The sequence below is a fragment of the Streptosporangiales bacterium genome (genome assembly GCA_009379955.1).
GTDB lineage: Bacteria > Actinomycetota > Actinomycetes > Streptosporangiales > WHST01 > WHST01.
Window position 1 is genome coordinate 1 of record WHST01000129.1, and the last position, 17,969, is coordinate 17,969.

Sequence of the window (17,969 nt, forward strand, 5' to 3'; positions counted from 1 at the left end):
ATATCGCGGTCGAGGACGGCGATGTCGTAGGCGTGGATGCTCAGCAGTTCCAGAGCGGTGTCACCGTCACCGGCGATGTCGGCGGCGATCGCTTCCAGGCGTAGGCCATCGCGGATGGCCTCTGCCAGATAGGGCTCGTCCTCGACGATCAACACACGCATACACTCTCGATGCTACCGGCCGGACCATATCGTCGGCATATCGAAAACCACATACGTGCTGGCAACACCACGCTGCCTTGACTGCAGGGTATGCCGCACAGCGAACCAGCACGAACCACAACCCGCCGTACCCGATCGACCATCCTCGCTGCCCTTGTAGTCGTCAGCGCGACGCTCATCGGCGTCCTCAGTTGCCGGTCGCTGGCGTCCTCGTCCTCCCCGGCCGCATCACCTTCCTCGACGGCATCACCCTCCTCGGCCGCATCGCCCAGCGACACTCGTCACCACCGCCATGGTGCACTTGGCAAGGCAGCTGGCGCCGTCCCTGACGGCGTAACGGTCTTCGATGACGACATTCCCGCCGTGGCCAACCTCGACCCCGATCTGCTCGGTGCCCTGCGCCAAGCGGCAACTGACGCCGCGGACGACGACGTCGAGTTCTTCGTCAATAGCGGCTGGCGTTCCCCGGAGTACCAGGAACAACTACTCCGTGAGGCGGTTAAGAAGTACGGCTCGGAAAAGGAAGCCGCCCGATGGGTGGCCACCCCCGACACGTCTGCTCACGTGTCGGGGGACGCGATCGACATCGGGCCCTCCGAGGCCACGGCGTGGCTGTCCAAGCACGGCGCCGAGTACGGGCTGTGCCAGATCTACCGCAACGAACCCTGGCACTACGAACTGCGCCCCGACGCCATCGATGACGGCTGCCCGCCCATGTACGCCGACCCCACGCACGACCCGAGGATGCAGCAGTGACCAGCACGCACGGCATCGAACCGGTGTCTCCTAGGGCAGTGCCGCAGTTGCGGATCGAGCTGGAGGCCGTGGCCCGCAACACCCGCATGCTTGCTGATCGCAGTGGCCGACCGGTGATGGCTGTGGTCAAGGCGAACGGCTTCGGTGTAGGTGCAGTGAACTCAGCTCGCACCGCCCTGGCCAACGGCGCGGACAGCGCGGGGGTGACCAGCATCGCGGAGGCGCTCGAGCTACGCGACGCGGGCATCGACTCGCCGATCCTGAGCTGGTTGAACCCGGTGGAGGCAGATTTCGCCACCGCGATCGCCCGCGACATCGACCTGGCCGTGCCCTCGCTTGAGCACCTCGACGCCGTGACGAAAGCCACCGACACAGCGCGGCGGGTGGCGCGGATCCACCTGCACGTCGATGTGGGCATGTACCGCGACGGAGCGCCACGCGCCTACTGGCCCGACCTGTTCGAATCGGCTGCGGCGAGACAGAGCCACGGGGCCGTTGTCGTCATCGGCGTGATGGGGCACCTCGGCCATGCCGAAACACCCGCCGACCCCCTCAACGCGATCGGTAAGGCCGCCTACGCCGAAGCGCTGGCAATGGCTGAGCAATGCGGCATCCGGCCTCGGATCCGGCATCTGGCGGCGACCGCGGCAACGCTGAACGACGGACAGACGCATTACGACGCCTGCCGGGTGGGAGCGGGGCTGGCCGGGATCGACCCGAGCGGGTCCGTGCAGCTCCACCAGCCGTTCACGCTGACCGCCCCTATCGTGTCGATTCGTGACGTGCCCGATGGCGCGTTCGTCGGATACGGGCGCAGCTACCAGACGACGCGGCCGTCCCGGCTGGCGCAGCTCCCGCTCGGATACGCCGACGGGTTGGCGAGGCAGGCGTCGGGTCGCGCCGAGGTGCTGATAAACGGGTCGCGCCGCCGGATCGTCGGGCGAATCAGCATGGATCAGGCTGTCGTCGATCTAGGTGACACCCTCGCTCAACCCGGTGACCCGGCGATCGTTTTCGGCCCCGGCGCCGGCGGGGAACCGACGGTGGCGCAGTGGGCCGAGTGGGCCAACACCCTGCCGCACGCCATCGTCACTGGGATAGGTGAGAGGGTGCGGCGCGTCGTGGTGTCACCTGAGGGCGACCAGTGAGCCTGATCCGGGTGGCCGTGATCGGCGGCGGCGCTACACCCGAACACGAGGTGGGACGCGCCAGTGCCCGTAGCGTGATGAGCGCCCTGGCCCCGGATAGGTACCGGCCGATTGGTTTCACCATCGCCGGTGACGGCACCTGGCTGAATGCATCCGACGAGCCGTACCCGTCGTTTTCCGCCGCCATGGCCGATCTGCGCAGCTGCGAGGTCGCCTTCGCTGCTGTGCACGGAGCGCCCGGAGAAGATGGGGCGCTGGCTGCACTGTTCGAACTCGCCGGCATGCCTTACGTCGGATGCGGTGTGGCAGCCGGGGCAATCGCCATGGACAAGCAGGCCACCAAATTGATCGCCAACTCGCTCGACATCGCGACTGCGCCCGGCACGGTTGTGCACAGCGTCGATGATGTGGTGGACCTGGCACTGCCAGTCGTGGTCAAGCCGCAGTCTGCTGGCTCGAGCGTGGGCGTCAGTTGGGTGTCTGAGCCGACTGAACTGCAGGCGGCGATCACTGCAGCGCTGCGGGTGGGCGTTCCTGCGTTGGTGGAGTCGGCCATCGTCGGGAGGGAGATCGACATCGCCATCCTGGAAGGCGCCGACGGGCAGCTCGCAATGGGCGCGCCGCTGGAGATCGTCGGGGCCGACGGAGTATTCGACAACGCCACCAAGTACGACGGCAGCGCCCAGTTCGTCATCCCCGCCCCGCTCACGGGTGACGAGGCCGCGGAGCTGACCGGTGCGGCCACGCGGGTTTTCCGCGCCCTGGGGTGCGCCGGGCTGGCGCGGGTGGACTTCTTCCTCACCCCCGACGGGCCGGTCCTCAATGAGGTGAACACCATGCCGGGCCTGACCGAACACTCGCAGTACCCACGGATGTTCGCGGCGGCCGGGGTCAGCTACCCCCAACTGCTTGACCGACTCATGACGACGGCTCTGCAGCGGCACACGTGACTACCACTTCTCGCTACGCGTGGGCCGACGCGGCCAAAGGATCCCTCATCCTGTTCGTGGTCGCCTGGGCCCGTCAGCTGGCTTTGCCGCGGGCGATGTAGAGGTTCATGTCGGTGTAGTCGACGGTGATGTTGTAGGGCTTCCAGAAGGGATGAAAGAAGGCGCCTAGCACGTCGAACCCGTTGCCGCCGAGCGGACGGTCGACCGCGAAGCAGTAGACGTCCTTGGCCGCCGCGTCGCCGAGGCGGACCTCCTTCGGGTAGCAGGGGTAGGTGACGACTGGGTGGCTGTGGCCAAAGGTCTCGACCGGGCGGTCGTAGTCGGTGCGGATCCGCAACTGCTTGGCCGTTTCCACGGACATGCCCGCGGCGGTCTCGCCGGTTCCGCCGAAGCCCACGCCCATCACCTGTGTTCCGGAGCCGGCGATGCTGCCCCTGCTGTGCAGCTGGTGCTCACGGGCCAGCCACAGCGGCAGGGGCTTGGTGCCAGCCCGGGCGGCGTCGGTGCGTGCCTTCCTGGCCGTTTCGGGGGTCCGGCGGCGCAGGATCAGCGACCGGCCCGCGTAGTCGAAGGTGGTCAGCAAGTGGTAGAAGACCCACGTGCCGATCATGCCGTCGCTGGGCCCTCCGGGCGAAACTTGGTCCGTCTCCGACCACTCCACGGGGATGTTGCGCAGTTCGATGCCGCCCAGCTCGAACGAGTCCAGCACCCCGAAGTACTGCCATGCGGTGCCGTCCAAGTAGTCGATCTGTTGCTTGGCCACGGCACGCAGCCCGGCCTCCTCGGCTACTTCTGCGGACATGCCCAGCCACGGGGCGCCGGTGTAGAACGCGAAGCGCTTCGGCGGTCCGCCGTTGACCGAGGCCTCTACGAGCGGTATCGGGTCCAGCTGCTGCCATGGCAGCCGGGCGATGTCGCCGTGAACCTGCCACGGCGTGCCGCGGACTGCCCCGAACCATTTGGCGCGGACGTCCCCGCCGGCCGCTTGCCAGCGTGGGACGGCGAGAGAGAACTTGTCTTGCCGGGTGTAGCAGTCGCCCAGGAACTGGTTGGTGTCCTTGTCGTCGGGTGCCAGTTCGAGGGCCATCTCGAGATACTTCTCAGCCTCGGGGAACTTGTTGCCGAGTAGCCCGACATAGCCGCGCTGGCGGGCCGCGTGCAGGTTCGTGGGGTCTTGTTTCAGGATCTGTTCGTAGGCGCGGCCGGCCTGCTCGAACTTCCCGGCCTTGAACAGTGCGTCCGCGTCACTGCCGGTGCCGGCGTGTGCCGTGGCCGTCTCGCCCAGCAGCGGTGCGACCGCGGCCGCACCCGCCATCACGGCAGCGCCTCGCAACACCGAACGCCGATCCCATTCTCCGTCATTAGCCAACGTATTTCTCCCATTCCAGTGCAGCGCCCTCCGGACGCGGCAGCAACACAGAGACTGGTTCACCGTACGAGCCGGCGCATATCGTCGGCATATCGAAAACCGCGCATACGTGCTGACAACACCACGTTGCCCTTGCGGGAAGCCGCGAGTGCCGGCGGCGCACCGACCAACCCGGCCACCGTCCAACGCCGGGGGAGCGGGTGGCGACGCCGGTACGAGACCGCCGGCGTGCGAGCAGGGCGAAAGCTCGCCCGAGGCGACCTGGAACGAGATGCCCTGACGGCCTCGAGCGGGCGACCGGGAACGAACTCAGCGGGCCTCGGCGATGCCGGCCGTGCCGACGCGGACGAAGCCGAGGGCGGCGTACATCCGAGCGACGTCGTCGTCGCCCGCGGAGAGGAAGACGGTGTCGACGCCGGAGCCGAGGGCGGCCTCGACGACGCATGCCGTCGCGGCCGCGCCCAGGCCGCGGCGGCGGAACGCGGGCAGCGTCGCGACGCCGACGATCTCGGCCACCCCGGACGCCAGCTGGCTGCTCGCGACGGCGACCGGCTCGTCGTCGACGAGGGCGAGGACGACGTGCCCGTCGCCGGCAGCGACGCGCCGGCGCGTCGAGTCGACCGCGTCGGCGGAGATCCCGTCGGCAGCGGTTCGCCGTGCGTCGAGCCCGGCGTCGCCGGTGCCTGTGCCGTCGTGGGCGAAGCCGACCTCCGCGACCGCGCGTGCCACGACGTACAGCTCGTCGGGATCGTCGGGCGTCAACTGCCGGAGCACGACGCCATGTGGCGTCCGACCGGCCCGCAGACCCCCGGTGAGCACCTGCAGCGGGTGGTCGTGCACGTGCAGTCCCGCCGCACGCAGCACTCCGGCCAGCGCCGGCGTCGCCTCGTGCTGCCACTCGAAGGCCTCGGGCACGCCGAGCACGCGCTGCCGGTCGCGGACGGCCGCGACGTCGGCGACGGTGAACACGGCAGCGCCGGGGGTCGGTCGCGCGTAGAGCGGGAAGTCACCGCGCTCGGGTACGAACACGGTGAACGGACCGACGTGCTCGGCGCGTGCCCCCGCACGGGGAACGGTGTCGTAGAAGCGTTCCAGCCGCCCGACGAGCGCCGCCGCGTCGTCCGTGGTCGTGGTCACCGGGCGAGCATAGGCGCCGCCCGACCCGCTCGGTCAGCCGGCGGTGGTGGCCACGAAGAACTGCACGCTGCCGTCCTCCTCGACCGCCGCGTCGAGCGTGCGGTCGTCGAGCAGCGTCGCCGCCTCCTGCTCGAGGTAGACGCGTGCACCCTGGTCCTCGACGACATGGTCGCCTTCGGCCGCGGTGGGTGCCAGCGCGAGCGAGAGCCGCTCCTCTTCTCCGGCGACGGCGATACGAACGCCGGACGTCTCTGGTGTCTCAGTCGTCGTCGCCAGGTCACGGATGACGGACACGGCGTTGTCGGTGAGTGCCAGCATGGCGTAAACATCTCCTTGGGGTGTGCTTCCATGGGCTGTGTGCTGCCGCGCGGCGCGACGCTCTGCCACACGCACGCGGCTGGCGAGCCGTCCTTGCGTCCCTCGGCGGGCTCGACTCGGCCTCAGGTCATCCACCGTTGCGCAGGATCGGCGACTAGTCAAACGCCACCGGTGGTCGCGCGCGTCGTGCACTGTGGACGGCGTCGGTCGCGGCACGGCGTGACTCGGCTATCGTCACCGGACGGCGGCGGAACCCAGGTGAGGGGGACAGATGCTCATTTTCGGGTGGGCCTCGCGGTGGACGAAGACGCACGACGGCGGCACGTTCGAGTGCCCGACCTGCGGCCGCACCCGGCAGTGGGCGAAGATCGTGCTGCGCAACTGGTTCACCCTGTTCTTCATCCCGCTCATCCCCGGCAAGGTCCGCGACGAGGGCGTCGAGTGCCTGGAGTGCAAGACGAGGTTCGAGGCAGGCGTGCTGACCAGGGTCACCGAGGACCAGGTCCAGCACGCGTACACCGAGTCGCGACGGCTCGGCGTCGTCGCGATCGTGCGGCACCTGCCCCGCACCCAGCGCGTGTGCGACGTCGCGGTCGCGATGATCGCGAAGCGGATCGACGGCTACGACGCCGCGCGGCTCGACGACGACGTGGCCGGTCTCGACCTTGCGCCGCTGAGCGCGCAGTTGCGGCTGCTGGGTGCGCACGTGTCCGTCGAGGACAAGGAGCGGGTGCTGCGTCCCCTCGCACTGCCGGCCGTGGCCTCGGACAGGCTCGCCGACGCGCGCGCCGCCATCGACCGGATGGGGAGCCTACTCGGCCTCACCCCGGCGCACGTCCACGGCGTGCTGGCGCAGCTCGACGACGAGGTGCACGACGGAGACCGGCGGGCGGTCCCGCCGTCGTACCCGCCGTCGCTCAACTGACGGGCCGACCCCTGCCGTTGGTAGGTTCGCAGCATGGGTGACATGACCTACGGCCGTATCGGCGACTCCGGTCTCGTGGCGTCGACCGTCGGGCTCGGCTGCAACGCCTTCGGCGCGAGGATCGACCGCGATCGTACGTTCGCCGTGCTCTCCGCGGCGCTCGACGCGGGCATCACGTTCTTCGACACGGCCGACATCTACGGTCAGGGCGCGAGCGAGGAGCTGGTCGGAGAGGGGTTGCGCGCGCACCGCGACGAGATCGTGCTCGCCACCAAGTTCGGCAAGGAAATGCACGGCACCAACGGCCCCGACTTCGGTGCGCGAGGTTCGCGTCGCTACGTCCGCGCGGCCGTCGAGGCGAGCCTGCGGCGGCTCGGCACCGACCGCATCGACCTGTACCAGATGCACGAGCCCGATCCGGTCACCCCGATCGAGGAGACCCTCGACACGCTCGGTGACCTGGTCAGGGAGGGCAAGGTCCGCTACGTCGGCGCGTCCCAGTTCGCGGCGTGGGAGCTCGCCGACGCCGTCTGGACGTCACGCACGCGTGGTGGGCCGCGGATGATCAGCACCCAGGAGAACTACAACCTGCTCGAACGCGACGTCGAGCTCGAGCTCGCGCCGGCGTGTGAGAGGTTCGGCGTGGGCCTCATCCCGTACTTCCCGCTCGGCAACGGCCTGCTCACCGGCAAGTACGAGCGCGGCCGTCCGGCGCCGGAGGGCACCAAGCTCGCGCAGCGCCCCGCCGTGCTCGCCGGCGCCGACTTCGACCGGATCGACACCCTGCGCACCTTCGCCGAGGAGCGAGGCGTCTCGCTGCTCACCGTCGCGATCGCCGGCCTGGCCGCGCAGCCCGCGGTGGCGACCGTCATCGCGGGAGCGACGAAGCCCGAGCAGGTCACCGCGAACGCCGCCGCGGTGGAGTGGGAGCCGACGCCGGTCGACCTCGCCGTCCTCGACGAGATCGCACCGGCACCGCCGCCCCTGCCCGGCCGCTGAGGTTCTGACGACGCGGGCGGGCTACTCCTCCTTGCGGTGGCTGCCCGCGTGGGCGGACACGTCGCCGTCACCGTCGCCGTCGACTTCGGGCCTCCCGCGGCCGGCGTGGCGCCGCGGCGAGAACACCTGGAGCAGGAACTCCTCGCCGAACCTGCGCTTGCCGTACGAGACGGCCTGTTCCACCACCTCGGCGCCCTTCTCCTCGCGGATCATGAGCGGGTCCTGCCGCAGGTCCTTGGCGAGGGACACGCACAGCACCGCCATGACAAGGGTGAACGGCACCGCGACGAGGATCGTGATGTTCTTCAATCCTTCGAGCGCGCTCTCCTTGCCCACGAGCAGCATGATCGTGGCGACCGCGCCCATCACCGCGCCCCAGAAGATGACGACCCACCGCCGGGGCTCGACGGCGCCGCGCTGCGACAGCGTGCCCATGACGATGGACGCGGCGTCGGCACCCGACACGAAGAAGATCGCGACGAGGACGACGACGACCAGGCTGGCGATCGCGGCGAGCGGCAGCTCGCCGAGCGTGTTGAACAGGTGCACCTCTTCCGGCGTGTCGGCGTTGCCCCAGATGTTGGTGCCGCCGTCCTGGATGAAGATCGCGGCGCCGCCGAAGACGGCGAACCAGATCAGGCTGACGACGCTGGGGACGAGGATGACGCCGGCGACGAACTGCCGGATCGTGCGGCCACGGCTGATCCGCGCGATGAACATGCCGACGAACGGGGTCCAGGAGATCCACCACGCCCAGTAGAAGACCGTCCAGCCGGAGAGCCAGGTGTACATCGCGTCGCCGCCGGTCGCGGCGGTGCGCGCGGACATCTCAGCGAGGTCGCGGAAGTACCCGCCGATCGCGGTCGGCAGCAGGTCGAGGATGAGCACGGTGGGGCCGACGACGAAGACGAAGACGGCGAGCACGGCCGCGAGCACCATGTTGATGTTGGAGAGGTACTGGATCCCGCGTGCGACGCCGGAGACGGCCGACACGACGAACGCGGCGGTCAGCACGGCGATGATGAGCACCAGCAGCGGGTTGCTGAGGTTCTCGACCCAGCCGAGCTCGTGCAGGCCGCTGCGGATCTGCAGGGTGCCGAGCCCGAGCGACGCCGCCGAGCCGAAGAGCGTGGCGAAGATCGCGAGCACGTCGATGAACCGGCCGATCGGCCCGTTGGACGTGCGCTTGCCCAGCAGCGGGGTGAACGCCGAGCTGATCAGCTGCCGCCGCCCCTTACGGAAGGTGCTGTAGCCGATCGCGAGACCCACGACGGCGTAGATGGCCCACGGGTGCACGGTCCAGTGGAAGAGGGTCGTCGCGAGCGCGGTCTCGATCGCTTCCGGGGACTGCCTGGGGACGGTGCCGGGCGGGGGTTTGGCGAAGTGGGTGAGTGGCTCGCTCGCGCCGTAGAACATCAGTCCGATGCCCATGCCCGCGCTGAACATCATCGCGATCCAGGACGACGTGCGGAACTCCGGCTTCTCGCCGTCGCGGCCGAGGGTGATCTTGCCGTAGCGGCTGACGGCGAGCCAGAGCGCGAAGACCACGAACCCGCTCGCCGCGATGACGAACGCCCAGCCCAGGTTGCGCATCGTCCAGTCGAGGAGGGCGGCCGCGGTGTTCGACAGCGACTCGCGGGCGATGACGCCCCAGGCGACGAAGGCGAGGGTCAGGGCGGCCGCGAAGGCGAACACGGGCCGGTCGGTGACCGGTGAGCCCTCCGCGAGGGTGGTGCCGCCGGCACCGGGGTCGTCGGGACCGCCGGGACCTTCGGGCTCCGCGTCGGTCGCCGCGTCGGTCACGTCGTCGGTCGTCGAGGTGTCGGTACTCACGGCGGCCTACCTCTCCGTGGTCGTTCCGTGGCTCAACGATTACGCTACCGACTCGCTGGCGACAGTCCCCGCCCGTGCAGTTCCAGCATGTGGGCCGTCGTGTCCGACCCGGGACGAAAACCGGCTGACGCGCGGTGCATCGCCGGTCTAGCCTCGCGACGTGCGGATCACCCGGGTCGACCACGCCGACGACGGCGCTCTCGCGGCGTGGCACGCGGCGATGTTCGCGGGACTCGGCGCCGGCCGCGACGACCCGCCGATCGTGTCCCTGGACGACGTGCGCGTGACCTACCGGACGCCGGACACCTCGTACCTGCACGAGGCGTACGCCGCCCTCGACGGCGAGACGGTGGTCGGCACCGGGCAGCTCGAGGCGCCGCTGCGCGACAACCCGAGGTACGCCGACGTCGAGGTGGTCGTGCCGCCCGAACACCGCAGGCGCGGTGTCGGCGCCGCATTGTGGGACGCGCTGCACGACCGGTGCCTGGAGCTTCGGCGCACGACGCTCGGCGCGGAGATCCACCAGCCCATCGGAGCGGAGCCGGTACCGGGCTGGGCGTTCGCCGCACGCTGTGGGTTCGTGCACAAGATGACGGAGGTCCGCCAGCGGCTCCAGCTCCCGATCGCCGCGGAACGCCTCGACGAGCTCGAGGCGCACGCGCAGCAGCGCATCGGTGCGTACACCCTCCGCTCGTGGCAGGGGCCGTGCCCCGACGAGTACGCGGAGCAGTACGCGCGGCTGAAGGGCCTGCTCGCGACCGACGCGCCGCTCGGCGACCTCGAGTACGAGCCCGAGGTCTGGGACGTCGAGCGGCTCAGGGAGAACGAGCGCACGGCCGCCGCCCAGGGGCGGACGGTCTTCACCACGGTCGCGGTGAGCCCGGCCGGCTCGCTCGCCGGGCACACCCAGATCGGGGTGGGGGACAAGGCGCACCAGTGGGACACGCTCGTCCACCGCGACCACCGCGGGCACCGGCTCGGGCTCGCGGTGAAGGTCGCGAACCTGCGGATCCTCACCGAGACCCGCCCCGACCTGCGGACGGTCGGCACCTGGAACGCGCCGGACAACGGCCCGATGATCGCCGTCAACGACGCGCTGGGCTTCCGCCCGATCGAACGCAACGAAGAGTGGCAGCGCATCGAGTCCTGACCCGGGGCGGTCGACGATTCAGGCGTCCGCGACGAGGCCGGCCTCCCAGGCCCAGGCCGCGCTCTCGACCCGGTTGCGGACGCCGAGCTTCTGCTGGATGTTCGCGACGTGCGTCTTGACCGTGCCGAGCGAGATGAACAGGTCGCCGGCGATCTCGGCGTTCGTGCGCCCTCGCGCGAGCAGCAGCAGGACGTCGTTCTCGCGGTCGGTGAGGGGCTCGACCGGGCGTCTCGCGGGTGTCCGCTTCGCCTTCGTGAGGTGCTGGAGCAGGCGGACGGTGATCGACGGGCTGATCAGCGTGTCGCCGGCGACCGCGGACCTGACCGCCTCGACGAGCAGCGCGGGACCCGCGTCCTTGAGGAGGAACCCGCAGGCGCCGTTGCGCAGTGCCGTGTAGACATACTCGTCGAGGTCGAACGTGGTGACCACGACGACCTTCATCGGGTCGGCGAGCTCGGGTCCGGCCAACCGCCTGGTGACCTCGAGGCCGTCGAGCCTGGGCATCCTGATGTCGCAGAGCAGGACGTCGGGGCGCAGCTCCCGCGCGAGCCGCACGGCCTCGGCGCCGTCGGCCGCCTCGCCGACGACCTCGATGTCGTCCTGGGCGGAGAGGATCATCGAGAAGCCGGTCCTGACCATCTCCTGGTCGTCGGCGATCACCACGCGCGTCATGGGCGGGATGCTCTCACGGCCGCGCCGCTCGACGCCGCGGGCAACGGCAGCCTCGCCTCGACCGTCCAGCCGAGGCCGTCGCGCGGTCCGGCCGACAGCGTGCCGCCGACCGCCGTCACGCGCTCGCGCAGACCGACGAGGCCGAAGCCGCGCTGCGTCTCCCCGTCGCCGCCCAACTGCCGCCCGGCGCCGTCGTACACCAGCACGACGAGGTCGGACGCACCGCGGTCGGGGCTCTCCCTGCGCAGCTCGACGGTCACCGCCGCGACGTCGACCGCGTGCTTGCGGACGTTCGTGAGTGCCTCGAGCACGATCCGGTACGCGGACGTCGTCACCTCCGGCGGCAGGCCGTCGTCGACGTCCGCCGCGACCGACAGGTGCACCGGCACGCCGCCGGTGTCGCCGAACCGCCGCGCGAGGTCGGGCAGGTCGGCGATGCCCTGTGCGGGGGACGACGGCGCCTCGTCGTCGTCCTCCCTGAGCATGCGGACGGTCCTGCGCATCGAGGCGAGCGCCTGCTGGCCCGCCTCCTCGATCCGGCGGAGCGCGTCGACGGCCTTGGCGGGGTCGTCACGTGCGACGAACTGCGACGCCTGCGCCTGGACGACGATGCCGCTCACGTGGTGGGCGACGAAGTCGTGGAGGTCGTGCGCGAGCTCGAGTCGCTGCGCCCTGCGGACGTCGTCGATGCTGCGCTGTCGCTTGCTCTCCTGCGTCCGCAGGTAGACGCCGAGCACCGACGCCGCGATCGCGCCGAGCGACCAGACGAGGCACATCGCCAGTGCTCCGGTGACCCCGGCGGGGGTGGTCCAGCGCAACGGCAGCGCGGACGCGACCACCCCGGTGACGCCCCCGAGCCACAGCGCCGTCCGCGTCGGCATCCACCGGACGACGGCGAACAGGAGGGACAGCTGCGCGGCCGACTCGGTGAAGACCCACACGGTATTCGCATCGATGACGAGCAGGGCGGTGATCGCGGCGGAGAACGCGTTGACGGCGAGGAGCAGCACGACGAAGCGGTGGGGGACGCGCGGCCAGTCGGCGGCCGCGAGCCACAGCACGGCGGCGCCCGGCACGAGCACCGGCAGCCAGTACACGAAAGCTATCCGCGTGCTGGCGAGGCCGAGCACGCTCCAGTCGAAGAGCGCGAGGAGCGCACCGCACGCGACGATGCCGATGACCAGGCTCCGCCGCTCCCTCGAGATCATGAGTCGCGCTCCGGAGTGAGCATCGCAGCGGGCCGGAGCGCGCTCCGTGCACAGCCGACCACCGAGCGAGGAGCGGAGCGGAGGAGGGCGGCGGGGTGCACAGGCATGCGACGAGCGTAGGCCAGGATCCAGGCGTCGGTATCGGCCGATAGGGAGATTCGGCGACCGCTACCCGAGCGCGCCCATCGCCGGCGGGAGGTCGGCGAGGTGCACGACGCCCAGGCGCTTGGTCGCACGGCTCAGGGCGACGTACAGGTCGTGGGCGCCGCGGGCGCCCTCGGCAAGGATCTCGCCAGGCTCGACGACGAGGACGGCGTCGAACTCGAGTCCCTTCGCCGACGCGACGTCGAGCACGACGACGGGCGAGTCGAGCTCGGCGCGCCTCGTACTCAACAGGTCGGGGCGCAGCTCGGCGAGACGCCGGTCGAGCTCGTCGCGGCGTGCGGTGGGGACGACGACCGCGACCATGCCGTCGTCGAGGAGCGACGCCTCGTCGACGACCGCCTTGACGAGGGTGTCGACGAGCGTGTCGGGGCAGACGCGGACGACCCACGGCGGCTCGCCTGTGCTGCGGATCGACTCGGGCACCGACGCGTCGGGATCGACCGACCGCAGCACGTTGCCCGCGACGCTCATGATCTCGGTGGGCGTGCGGTAGTTGACGGTGAGCTCCTCGACGCGCAGCCGATCGCCGGCGTACTCGCCGAGCGCGTCCTCCCAGGCACGAGCGCCCCACGGCGCGCTCGTCTGCGCCAGGTCGCCCACGACAGTCATGGACCTGGCCGGGCAGCGCCGCTGCAGCATGCGCCAGGCCATCGGCGACAGCTCCTGCGCCTCGTCGACGATGACGTGGCCGTAGGTCCACTCGCGGTCCTCGGCGGCGTGCTGCGCGACGGTACGGCGCTCGCCGCCGCCGCGGTAGCGCTCGGCCACCGTCGCGGCGCTCACCGGCATGGGCAGCTCGAGCTGACCGATCGTGTCGGCCGCGGCCCGGCGCTCGGCGCGCTCCTCCTCGGCACGGAGGTCGGCGAGCGGGTCGGCGATGGGGACCGGGCCGAGGCGCCTGGCGATCTCGTCGAGGAGCGGGACGTCGGCCGGAGTCCAGCCCTCGCCCGGCGTGCGCTGCAGCAGGTCGCGTTCCCGCTCGGTGAGCGTGCGCGCGACGCGGTGCCGCAGCGCGGGCGTGGCGTAGAAGCCCGCGAGCAGCCCCTCGGGCGTGAGGTACGGCCACAGCCGGTCGACCGCGGCGACCAGCGAGTCGGTCGCCAGCAGGTCGCCGGCGGCGTCGGTGAGGTCCTGCTGGCTGGGTGGCCGGTCGCCCTCGACCGACCGGAGGAGGCGTGCGGCGAGGCTGCCGTAGACCTGCCGCTGGAACGCCGACCGCGCCTGGTTGTGCGGTCGCCTGGAGCGTCGCGCCCGGGTGCGCGCCCGGCCGACGAGATCGGCGTCGAGGGCGAGCCGGTGCCGTCCGTACGCGATCTCGATCGGGGTGCCCGGCACTCGTTGGGTGCTGCGGACGAGCTCCGCGATCACCGTCTCCATGCGGGCGTCGCCCTTGACCTGCGCCGTCTCGACGGGTTCGCGTGCCGTCGGCGTGACGCCCGGGTAGAGGCCGTCGACGGTGGACATCACGACGCCGGTCTCGCCGAGGGACGGCAGCACCTGCTCGATGTACCGCAGGAAGACGCCGCTCGGCCCGACGACGAGCACTCCGCGGGACGTGAGGCGGTCGCGGTGCTCGTACAGCAGGTAGGCGGCGCGGTGCAGGGCCACCGCTGTCTTGCCGGTGCCGGGACCGCCCTGCACCACCAGCACGCCGGGCAGGCCGCTCCTGATCACGCGGTCCTGCTCGCCCTGGATGGTCGCGACGATGTCGCGCATGCGTCCGGTACGGCCCTCGCTGAGCGCCGCCAGCAGGGCGGCCTCGCCGGACAGGTGCCGCCGGTCGGCGTCGCCGAGCCGGGAGAGGTCGAACACGTCGTCGTCGACGCCGACGACCCGGCGGTTGCGCACCCGCAGGTGCCGGCGCCTCGCGATGCCCTCGGGCGAGCCGGGCGTCGCGGTGTAGAAGGGACGCGCCGCCGGTGCGCGCCAGTCGACGAGCATGCGCTCGTAGTCGTCGCTGGACAGGCCGATGCGTCCGACGTAGTGCTCCTCGCCGCCGGTGAGGTCGACCCGGCCGAAGACGAGACCGTTCTCGACCGCGTCGAACCGCGCCAGCCGGTCCTCGAGCATCGTCGCGCGGGCATCACGCTCGCTGCGTGCCGCGGGGGTGCCCGCGGCACCGGCTCCGCGCACGTCACGCAGCTCGGTCGACGACCGCTCGCGCAGGACGTCGAGGCGGTCGTACAGCCGGGTCACGTACGCCTGCTCGTACGCGAGTTCGGACCGCGTCCCCTGGGGTTCGGCCGGTGCGGGGTCGTGCTCGTGCCCGGTCACCGGGTGAGTGTCCGTCGCCGCTGCGCGAAACTCAACTGTCGTCCTTCCGAGCGTGACTGGTCGGGGGAGAGGCTCATCTGTGCTTCTAGCATGCCGGGCGCGGGAGACAACCGGGGACGCCTGCGTTCTCGCCGTCGGTGCCGGCACGTATCGTCTCCCGGCAGAGCAGGCAACCACCCCGGAGGCATCACCATGCGGATCAACGCACACACCGCAGACCTCGCCAGGGCCGCGGGCTTCGCGGCACGACACGCGTCGGTGCGTCCGGTCCTGCCCGTCCTGTCCGGGCTGCGGCTGAGCGCGCGCGGCGACGAGGTGACCATCACGGGGTACGACTACGAGGCGAGCTCCGTCGCGACCGTGGCCGCCGAGGTCGAGGTCGCCGGGGACGTCCTGGTGCCCGGCCGGGTGTTCGCCGAGATCATGCGGTCGCTGCCCGACGCCGAGGTCACGGTCGTCCGCAAGGACGCGAGTGTCCGGGTGGAGTCGGCCGACACCGAGTTCACGCTGCCACTGCTGCCGATCGAGGACTATCCGGCCGTCCCGGGCACCGCCGTGTCCGTCGGCACGATCTCCGGTTCGGTGCTGAGCGGCGCGGTCGCGGCGGTGTCGCGGGTCGCGCTGCGCGACGAGTCGGTGCCGCTTCTCTCCGGCGTGTCCGTGCGGGTCGCCGACGACGCCCTGCGCCTGCTGACCACCGACCGGTACCGGATCGCCCTGCACCAGCTGCCGTGGAGTCCCGCGGGCGGCACGGCGCCGGCGAGTGCGGTGGTGCCCGCCCGGCTGCTCGCCGAGGCGGTCAAGGGGCTCGCCGGGTCGGGCGACGTCTCGCTGGGGCTCGCCGAGACCGACGAGCGCAGGATGAGCCTGAGCCGCGGCGGCTCCGCGTCGACGATCAGGCTGCTCGACGGTGCCTACCCCGACGTGCTGCGCGGCATGCCCACGGAGTTCGCCGGCGAGGTCGTCGTCGACCGTGAGGCACTGGCCGGCGCGGTCCGCCGCATCGCGCTCGTCGCCGACCAGTTCGCCGCGGTCGTGCTCGAGATCGGCACCGACGCGGTGGTGGTCAGCGCGAGCAGCGAGGGCGAGATGGGCGGTCGCACCCGGCTGCCGGCGCTGCAGACCAACGAGCCCGCGCGGGTGGCGGTCAACGCCGGCTACCTGCTCGACGGCCTCGCCATGGTCACCGGCGGCTACGCCAGGCTCTCCTACCAGCGCAACGTGCGCCCGGCGCTCATCGAGGGATGCGCCGATGCCCAGGGCACGGAGATCGACGGACGTTCGCGCTACTACGTCATGCCCCGCATGCTGCCCGAGTGAGGCTGCCGTGACCCAGCTGCCGGGACGAGGTCAGCGCAGGAGCAGCAGGCCGAGCCCTGCCACGGCCACGGGACCTGCCAGCGCGGAGAACCTGGCCGGGCGGACGTAGCCGGCGAGGCCGTACGCCAGCGGATGCGCCGACGGGTCGTCGGGGTCGACGAGGAGGCGGAGGCGTGAGTTGGGCCGGTGGCTGCGGTACACGGGCAGGTGGTGTGTGCGCACCTTGGCGTCCGGGGCGTCGCTGGGGTGGTTGTAGGCCACCTCGACGTGGGCACCCGGGTGGGGCGTGAAGGCCCCGTCGGCGTAGCCGGTGTAGCGCGGGGCCTGGTAGACGCGGACGACCGTCGCCGGGACCGGCACGAGGCGCGAGCGACGCGTGGCGGTGTGCGCGAGCCAGCCGAGGCCACCCACCGTGAGCGGAACGCCCACCGTCGCGAACGCGGCACCGAGGAATCGTTGGTCAGGCATGCGGGCTCAGATGCCACCTTCACGACGTGGGTTCCCGAGAGTCATGAGCCATCCTCCAGAGTGAGCATCGTAGCGAGGACGTGCGCCGTGATCCCGAGCACCTCGCGTCACTGAGCGAGGAGCGGAGCGGCGGAGCATGGCGGGGCGCACAGCCTGGAAGAATACGGCATGTGACCGCCGCTGTGCCCCCCTTGACGGGGGAACGTGTCGACGCCGTCCTCCTCGACGCCGGCGGGGTGCTGATCCTCCCCGAGCACGACGTCATGCGCGCCTCGCTGCGCCCGTACGGGGTGGAGCCGTCCGACGGCGTGCTGACCAGGGCGCACTACGCCGCGATGGCCGCTCGCGAGGCCGACCTGGAGCGGCCCTGGGCGGCGTACGCGCGGGCGTACGCCGAGGCGTGCGGGGTACGTGCCGGCCTGGTCGGCGACGCCGCGGACGCGCTCTTCGTGGCACGTCCGGAGTGGACGAGCCCGACGCCGTGGGCCGGTGACCTGCGCCGCCTGGTCAAGCTGGGGATCGAGGTCGCGGTGGTGTCCAACGCCGTGGGCACGGTGGAGTGGCAGCTGCGGACGGCCGGCGTCTGCCAGGTGGGTGACGGAGCGGGGGTACCGGTACGCGCGGTGATCGACTCCCACCTCGTGGGGGTGCGCAAGCCCGACCCGGCCATCTTCGCGCTCGGCCTCGACGCGGTCGGCACCACGAGGGAGCACGCCCTCATGGTGGGCGACTACGCCCTCGCGGACGTGTGGGGCGCGGAGCGGGCCGGCATCCGTGCGGTGCACCTCGACCCTTACGGTGACTGCCGCACGACGCACGCCGCACCCGACGTCCCCGACCTCGCCGCGGTGGTGGAGCTCGTCCGGCAGCGACACGCCCGGTGAGTTGTCAGTCATCCATGGCCGCTGGTGCGGCGGTCCCGGGCGGGTGACAAGGGTGGACTCGGTCGTGGTGCCGGTCACCTCGTGGGTCGCAACACGTGAACGGCACCCTCACCGTGTCGGGGCATGGTGAGGGTGCCGTTCACGGGTGCGCTGCGAGGGTCGTCGGTGGAGCTTCACCTCACCGACATGGACTTCACCTCGTCCCGGCACGAGGTGAAGTCCACGTTGATCA

Annotated in this window: 17 protein-coding genes; 8 read left to right on the forward strand and 9 right to left on the reverse strand. The window is 71.2% G+C overall.

The genetic code is table 11. The features are described from left to right. A partial coding sequence (locus tag GEV10_27100; GenBank protein ID MQA82095.1) for a response regulator occupies positions 1-161 on the reverse strand: 161 nt, incomplete at its 3' end. 90 nt (positions 162-251) lie between these two features. Here GEV10_27100 and GEV10_27105 point away from each other — a divergent pair. Genes GEV10_27105 through GEV10_27115 form a run of 3 tightly spaced genes read left to right on the forward strand, consistent with a single transcriptional unit; the run spans position 252 to position 3,015 of the window. Continuing rightward, positions 252-917 (forward strand): peptidase M15, encoded by a 666-nt coding sequence (locus GEV10_27105; GenBank protein MQA82096.1) that lies wholly within the window; start codon positions 252-254, stop codon positions 915-917. After that, positions 914-2,065 (forward strand): alanine racemase, encoded by a 1,152-nt coding sequence (gene alr, locus GEV10_27110; GenBank protein ID MQA82097.1) that lies wholly within the window; start codon positions 914-916, stop codon positions 2,063-2,065. Before GEV10_27105 ends, alr begins: the two co-directional genes overlap by 4 nt. Beyond that, the gene (locus GEV10_27115) at positions 2,062-3,015 is read left to right on the forward strand and encodes a D-alanine--D-alanine ligase (protein MQA82098.1); all 954 of its coding nucleotides are present in this window, start codon (positions 2,062-2,064) and stop codon (positions 3,013-3,015) included. Before alr ends, GEV10_27115 begins: the two co-directional genes overlap by 4 nt. A 73-nt stretch (positions 3,016-3,088) precedes the next feature. Here the strand turns inward: GEV10_27115 and GEV10_27120 are convergent, their stop codons facing one another. The 3 genes from GEV10_27120 to GEV10_27130 form a co-directional block, all read right to left on the reverse strand. After that, positions 3,089-4,333 carry a tetratricopeptide repeat protein gene (locus GEV10_27120; GenBank protein MQA82099.1) on the reverse strand — a complete coding sequence of 415 codons (1,245 nt, stop codon included), beginning with the start codon at positions 4,331-4,333 and terminating at the stop codon, positions 3,089-3,091. 360 nt (positions 4,334-4,693) lie between these two features. After that, complete coding sequence (locus tag GEV10_27125; protein ID MQA82100.1) at positions 4,694-5,521, reverse strand: GNAT family N-acetyltransferase; 828 nt, start codon at positions 5,519-5,521, stop codon at positions 4,694-4,696. Positions 5,522-5,554: 33 nt separating this feature from the next. Beyond that, positions 5,555-5,839, reverse strand: coding sequence for a hypothetical protein (locus GEV10_27130; protein MQA82101.1), 285 nt, complete (start codon positions 5,837-5,839; stop codon positions 5,555-5,557). Positions 5,840-6,110: 271 nt separating this feature from the next. Here GEV10_27130 and GEV10_27135 point away from each other — a divergent pair, with 271 nt between their 5' ends. Together GEV10_27135 and GEV10_27140 are read left to right on the forward strand one after the other, a co-directional pair. Beyond that, complete coding sequence (locus GEV10_27135; protein MQA82102.1) at positions 6,111-6,764, forward strand: zinc-ribbon domain-containing protein; 654 nt, start codon at positions 6,111-6,113, stop codon at positions 6,762-6,764. A 33-nt stretch (positions 6,765-6,797) separates the two neighbouring features. Continuing rightward, on the forward strand, positions 6,798-7,763 hold the full coding sequence (locus tag GEV10_27140) for an aldo/keto reductase (protein ID MQA82103.1): 966 nt from the start codon (positions 6,798-6,800) through the stop codon (positions 7,761-7,763). 21 nt (positions 7,764-7,784) lie between these two features. Here GEV10_27140 and GEV10_27145 read toward each other — a convergent pair whose 3' ends face one another. Then, positions 7,785-9,566 carry a BCCT family transporter gene (locus GEV10_27145; protein MQA82104.1) on the reverse strand — a complete coding sequence of 594 codons (1,782 nt, stop codon included), beginning with the start codon at positions 9,564-9,566 and terminating at the stop codon, positions 7,785-7,787. 190 nt (positions 9,567-9,756) lie between these two features. Here GEV10_27145 and GEV10_27150 point away from each other — a divergent pair, with 190 nt between their 5' ends. After that, complete coding sequence (locus tag GEV10_27150; protein MQA82105.1) at positions 9,757-10,746, forward strand: GNAT family N-acetyltransferase; 990 nt, start codon at positions 9,757-9,759, stop codon at positions 10,744-10,746. An 18-nt stretch (positions 10,747-10,764) separates the two neighbouring features. On the opposite strand, the gene GEV10_27155 is transcribed toward GEV10_27150, so the two are convergent. From GEV10_27155 to GEV10_27165, 3 genes are all read right to left on the reverse strand, one after another. After that, positions 10,765-11,418: a response regulator gene (locus GEV10_27155; protein MQA82106.1), complete on the reverse strand. Its 654-nt coding sequence runs from the start codon at positions 11,416-11,418 to the stop codon at positions 10,765-10,767. Continuing rightward, entirely contained in the window at positions 11,415-12,626 is a 1,212-nt protein-coding gene (locus tag GEV10_27160) for a two-component sensor histidine kinase (GenBank protein ID MQA82107.1), read from the reverse strand. Before GEV10_27160 ends, GEV10_27155 begins: the two co-directional genes overlap by 4 nt. Positions 12,627-12,794: 168 nt before the next feature. Then, positions 12,795-14,924: an AAA family ATPase gene (locus GEV10_27165; GenBank protein ID MQA82108.1), complete on the reverse strand. Its 2,130-nt coding sequence runs from the start codon at positions 14,922-14,924 to the stop codon at positions 12,795-12,797. A 231-nt stretch (positions 14,925-15,155) separates the two neighbouring features. Between GEV10_27165 and dnaN the strand changes: the two genes are divergently transcribed. Further along, positions 15,156-16,385: a DNA polymerase III subunit beta gene (gene dnaN / locus GEV10_27170; protein MQA82109.1), complete on the forward strand. Its 1,230-nt coding sequence runs from the start codon at positions 15,156-15,158 to the stop codon at positions 16,383-16,385. 30 nt (positions 16,386-16,415) lie between these two features. Here the strand turns inward: dnaN and GEV10_27175 are convergent, their stop codons facing one another. After that, positions 16,416-16,853 (reverse strand): hypothetical protein, encoded by a 438-nt coding sequence (locus tag GEV10_27175; protein ID MQA82110.1) that lies wholly within the window; start codon positions 16,851-16,853, stop codon positions 16,416-16,418. A gap of 191 nt (positions 16,854-17,044) precedes the next feature. Here GEV10_27175 and GEV10_27180 point away from each other — a divergent pair, with 191 nt between their 5' ends. After that, positions 17,045-17,737, forward strand: a complete 693-nt coding sequence (locus tag GEV10_27180; GenBank protein MQA82111.1) for an HAD hydrolase-like protein — start codon at positions 17,045-17,047, stop codon at positions 17,735-17,737. The last annotated feature ends 232 nt before the right edge of the window (positions 17,738-17,969 follow it).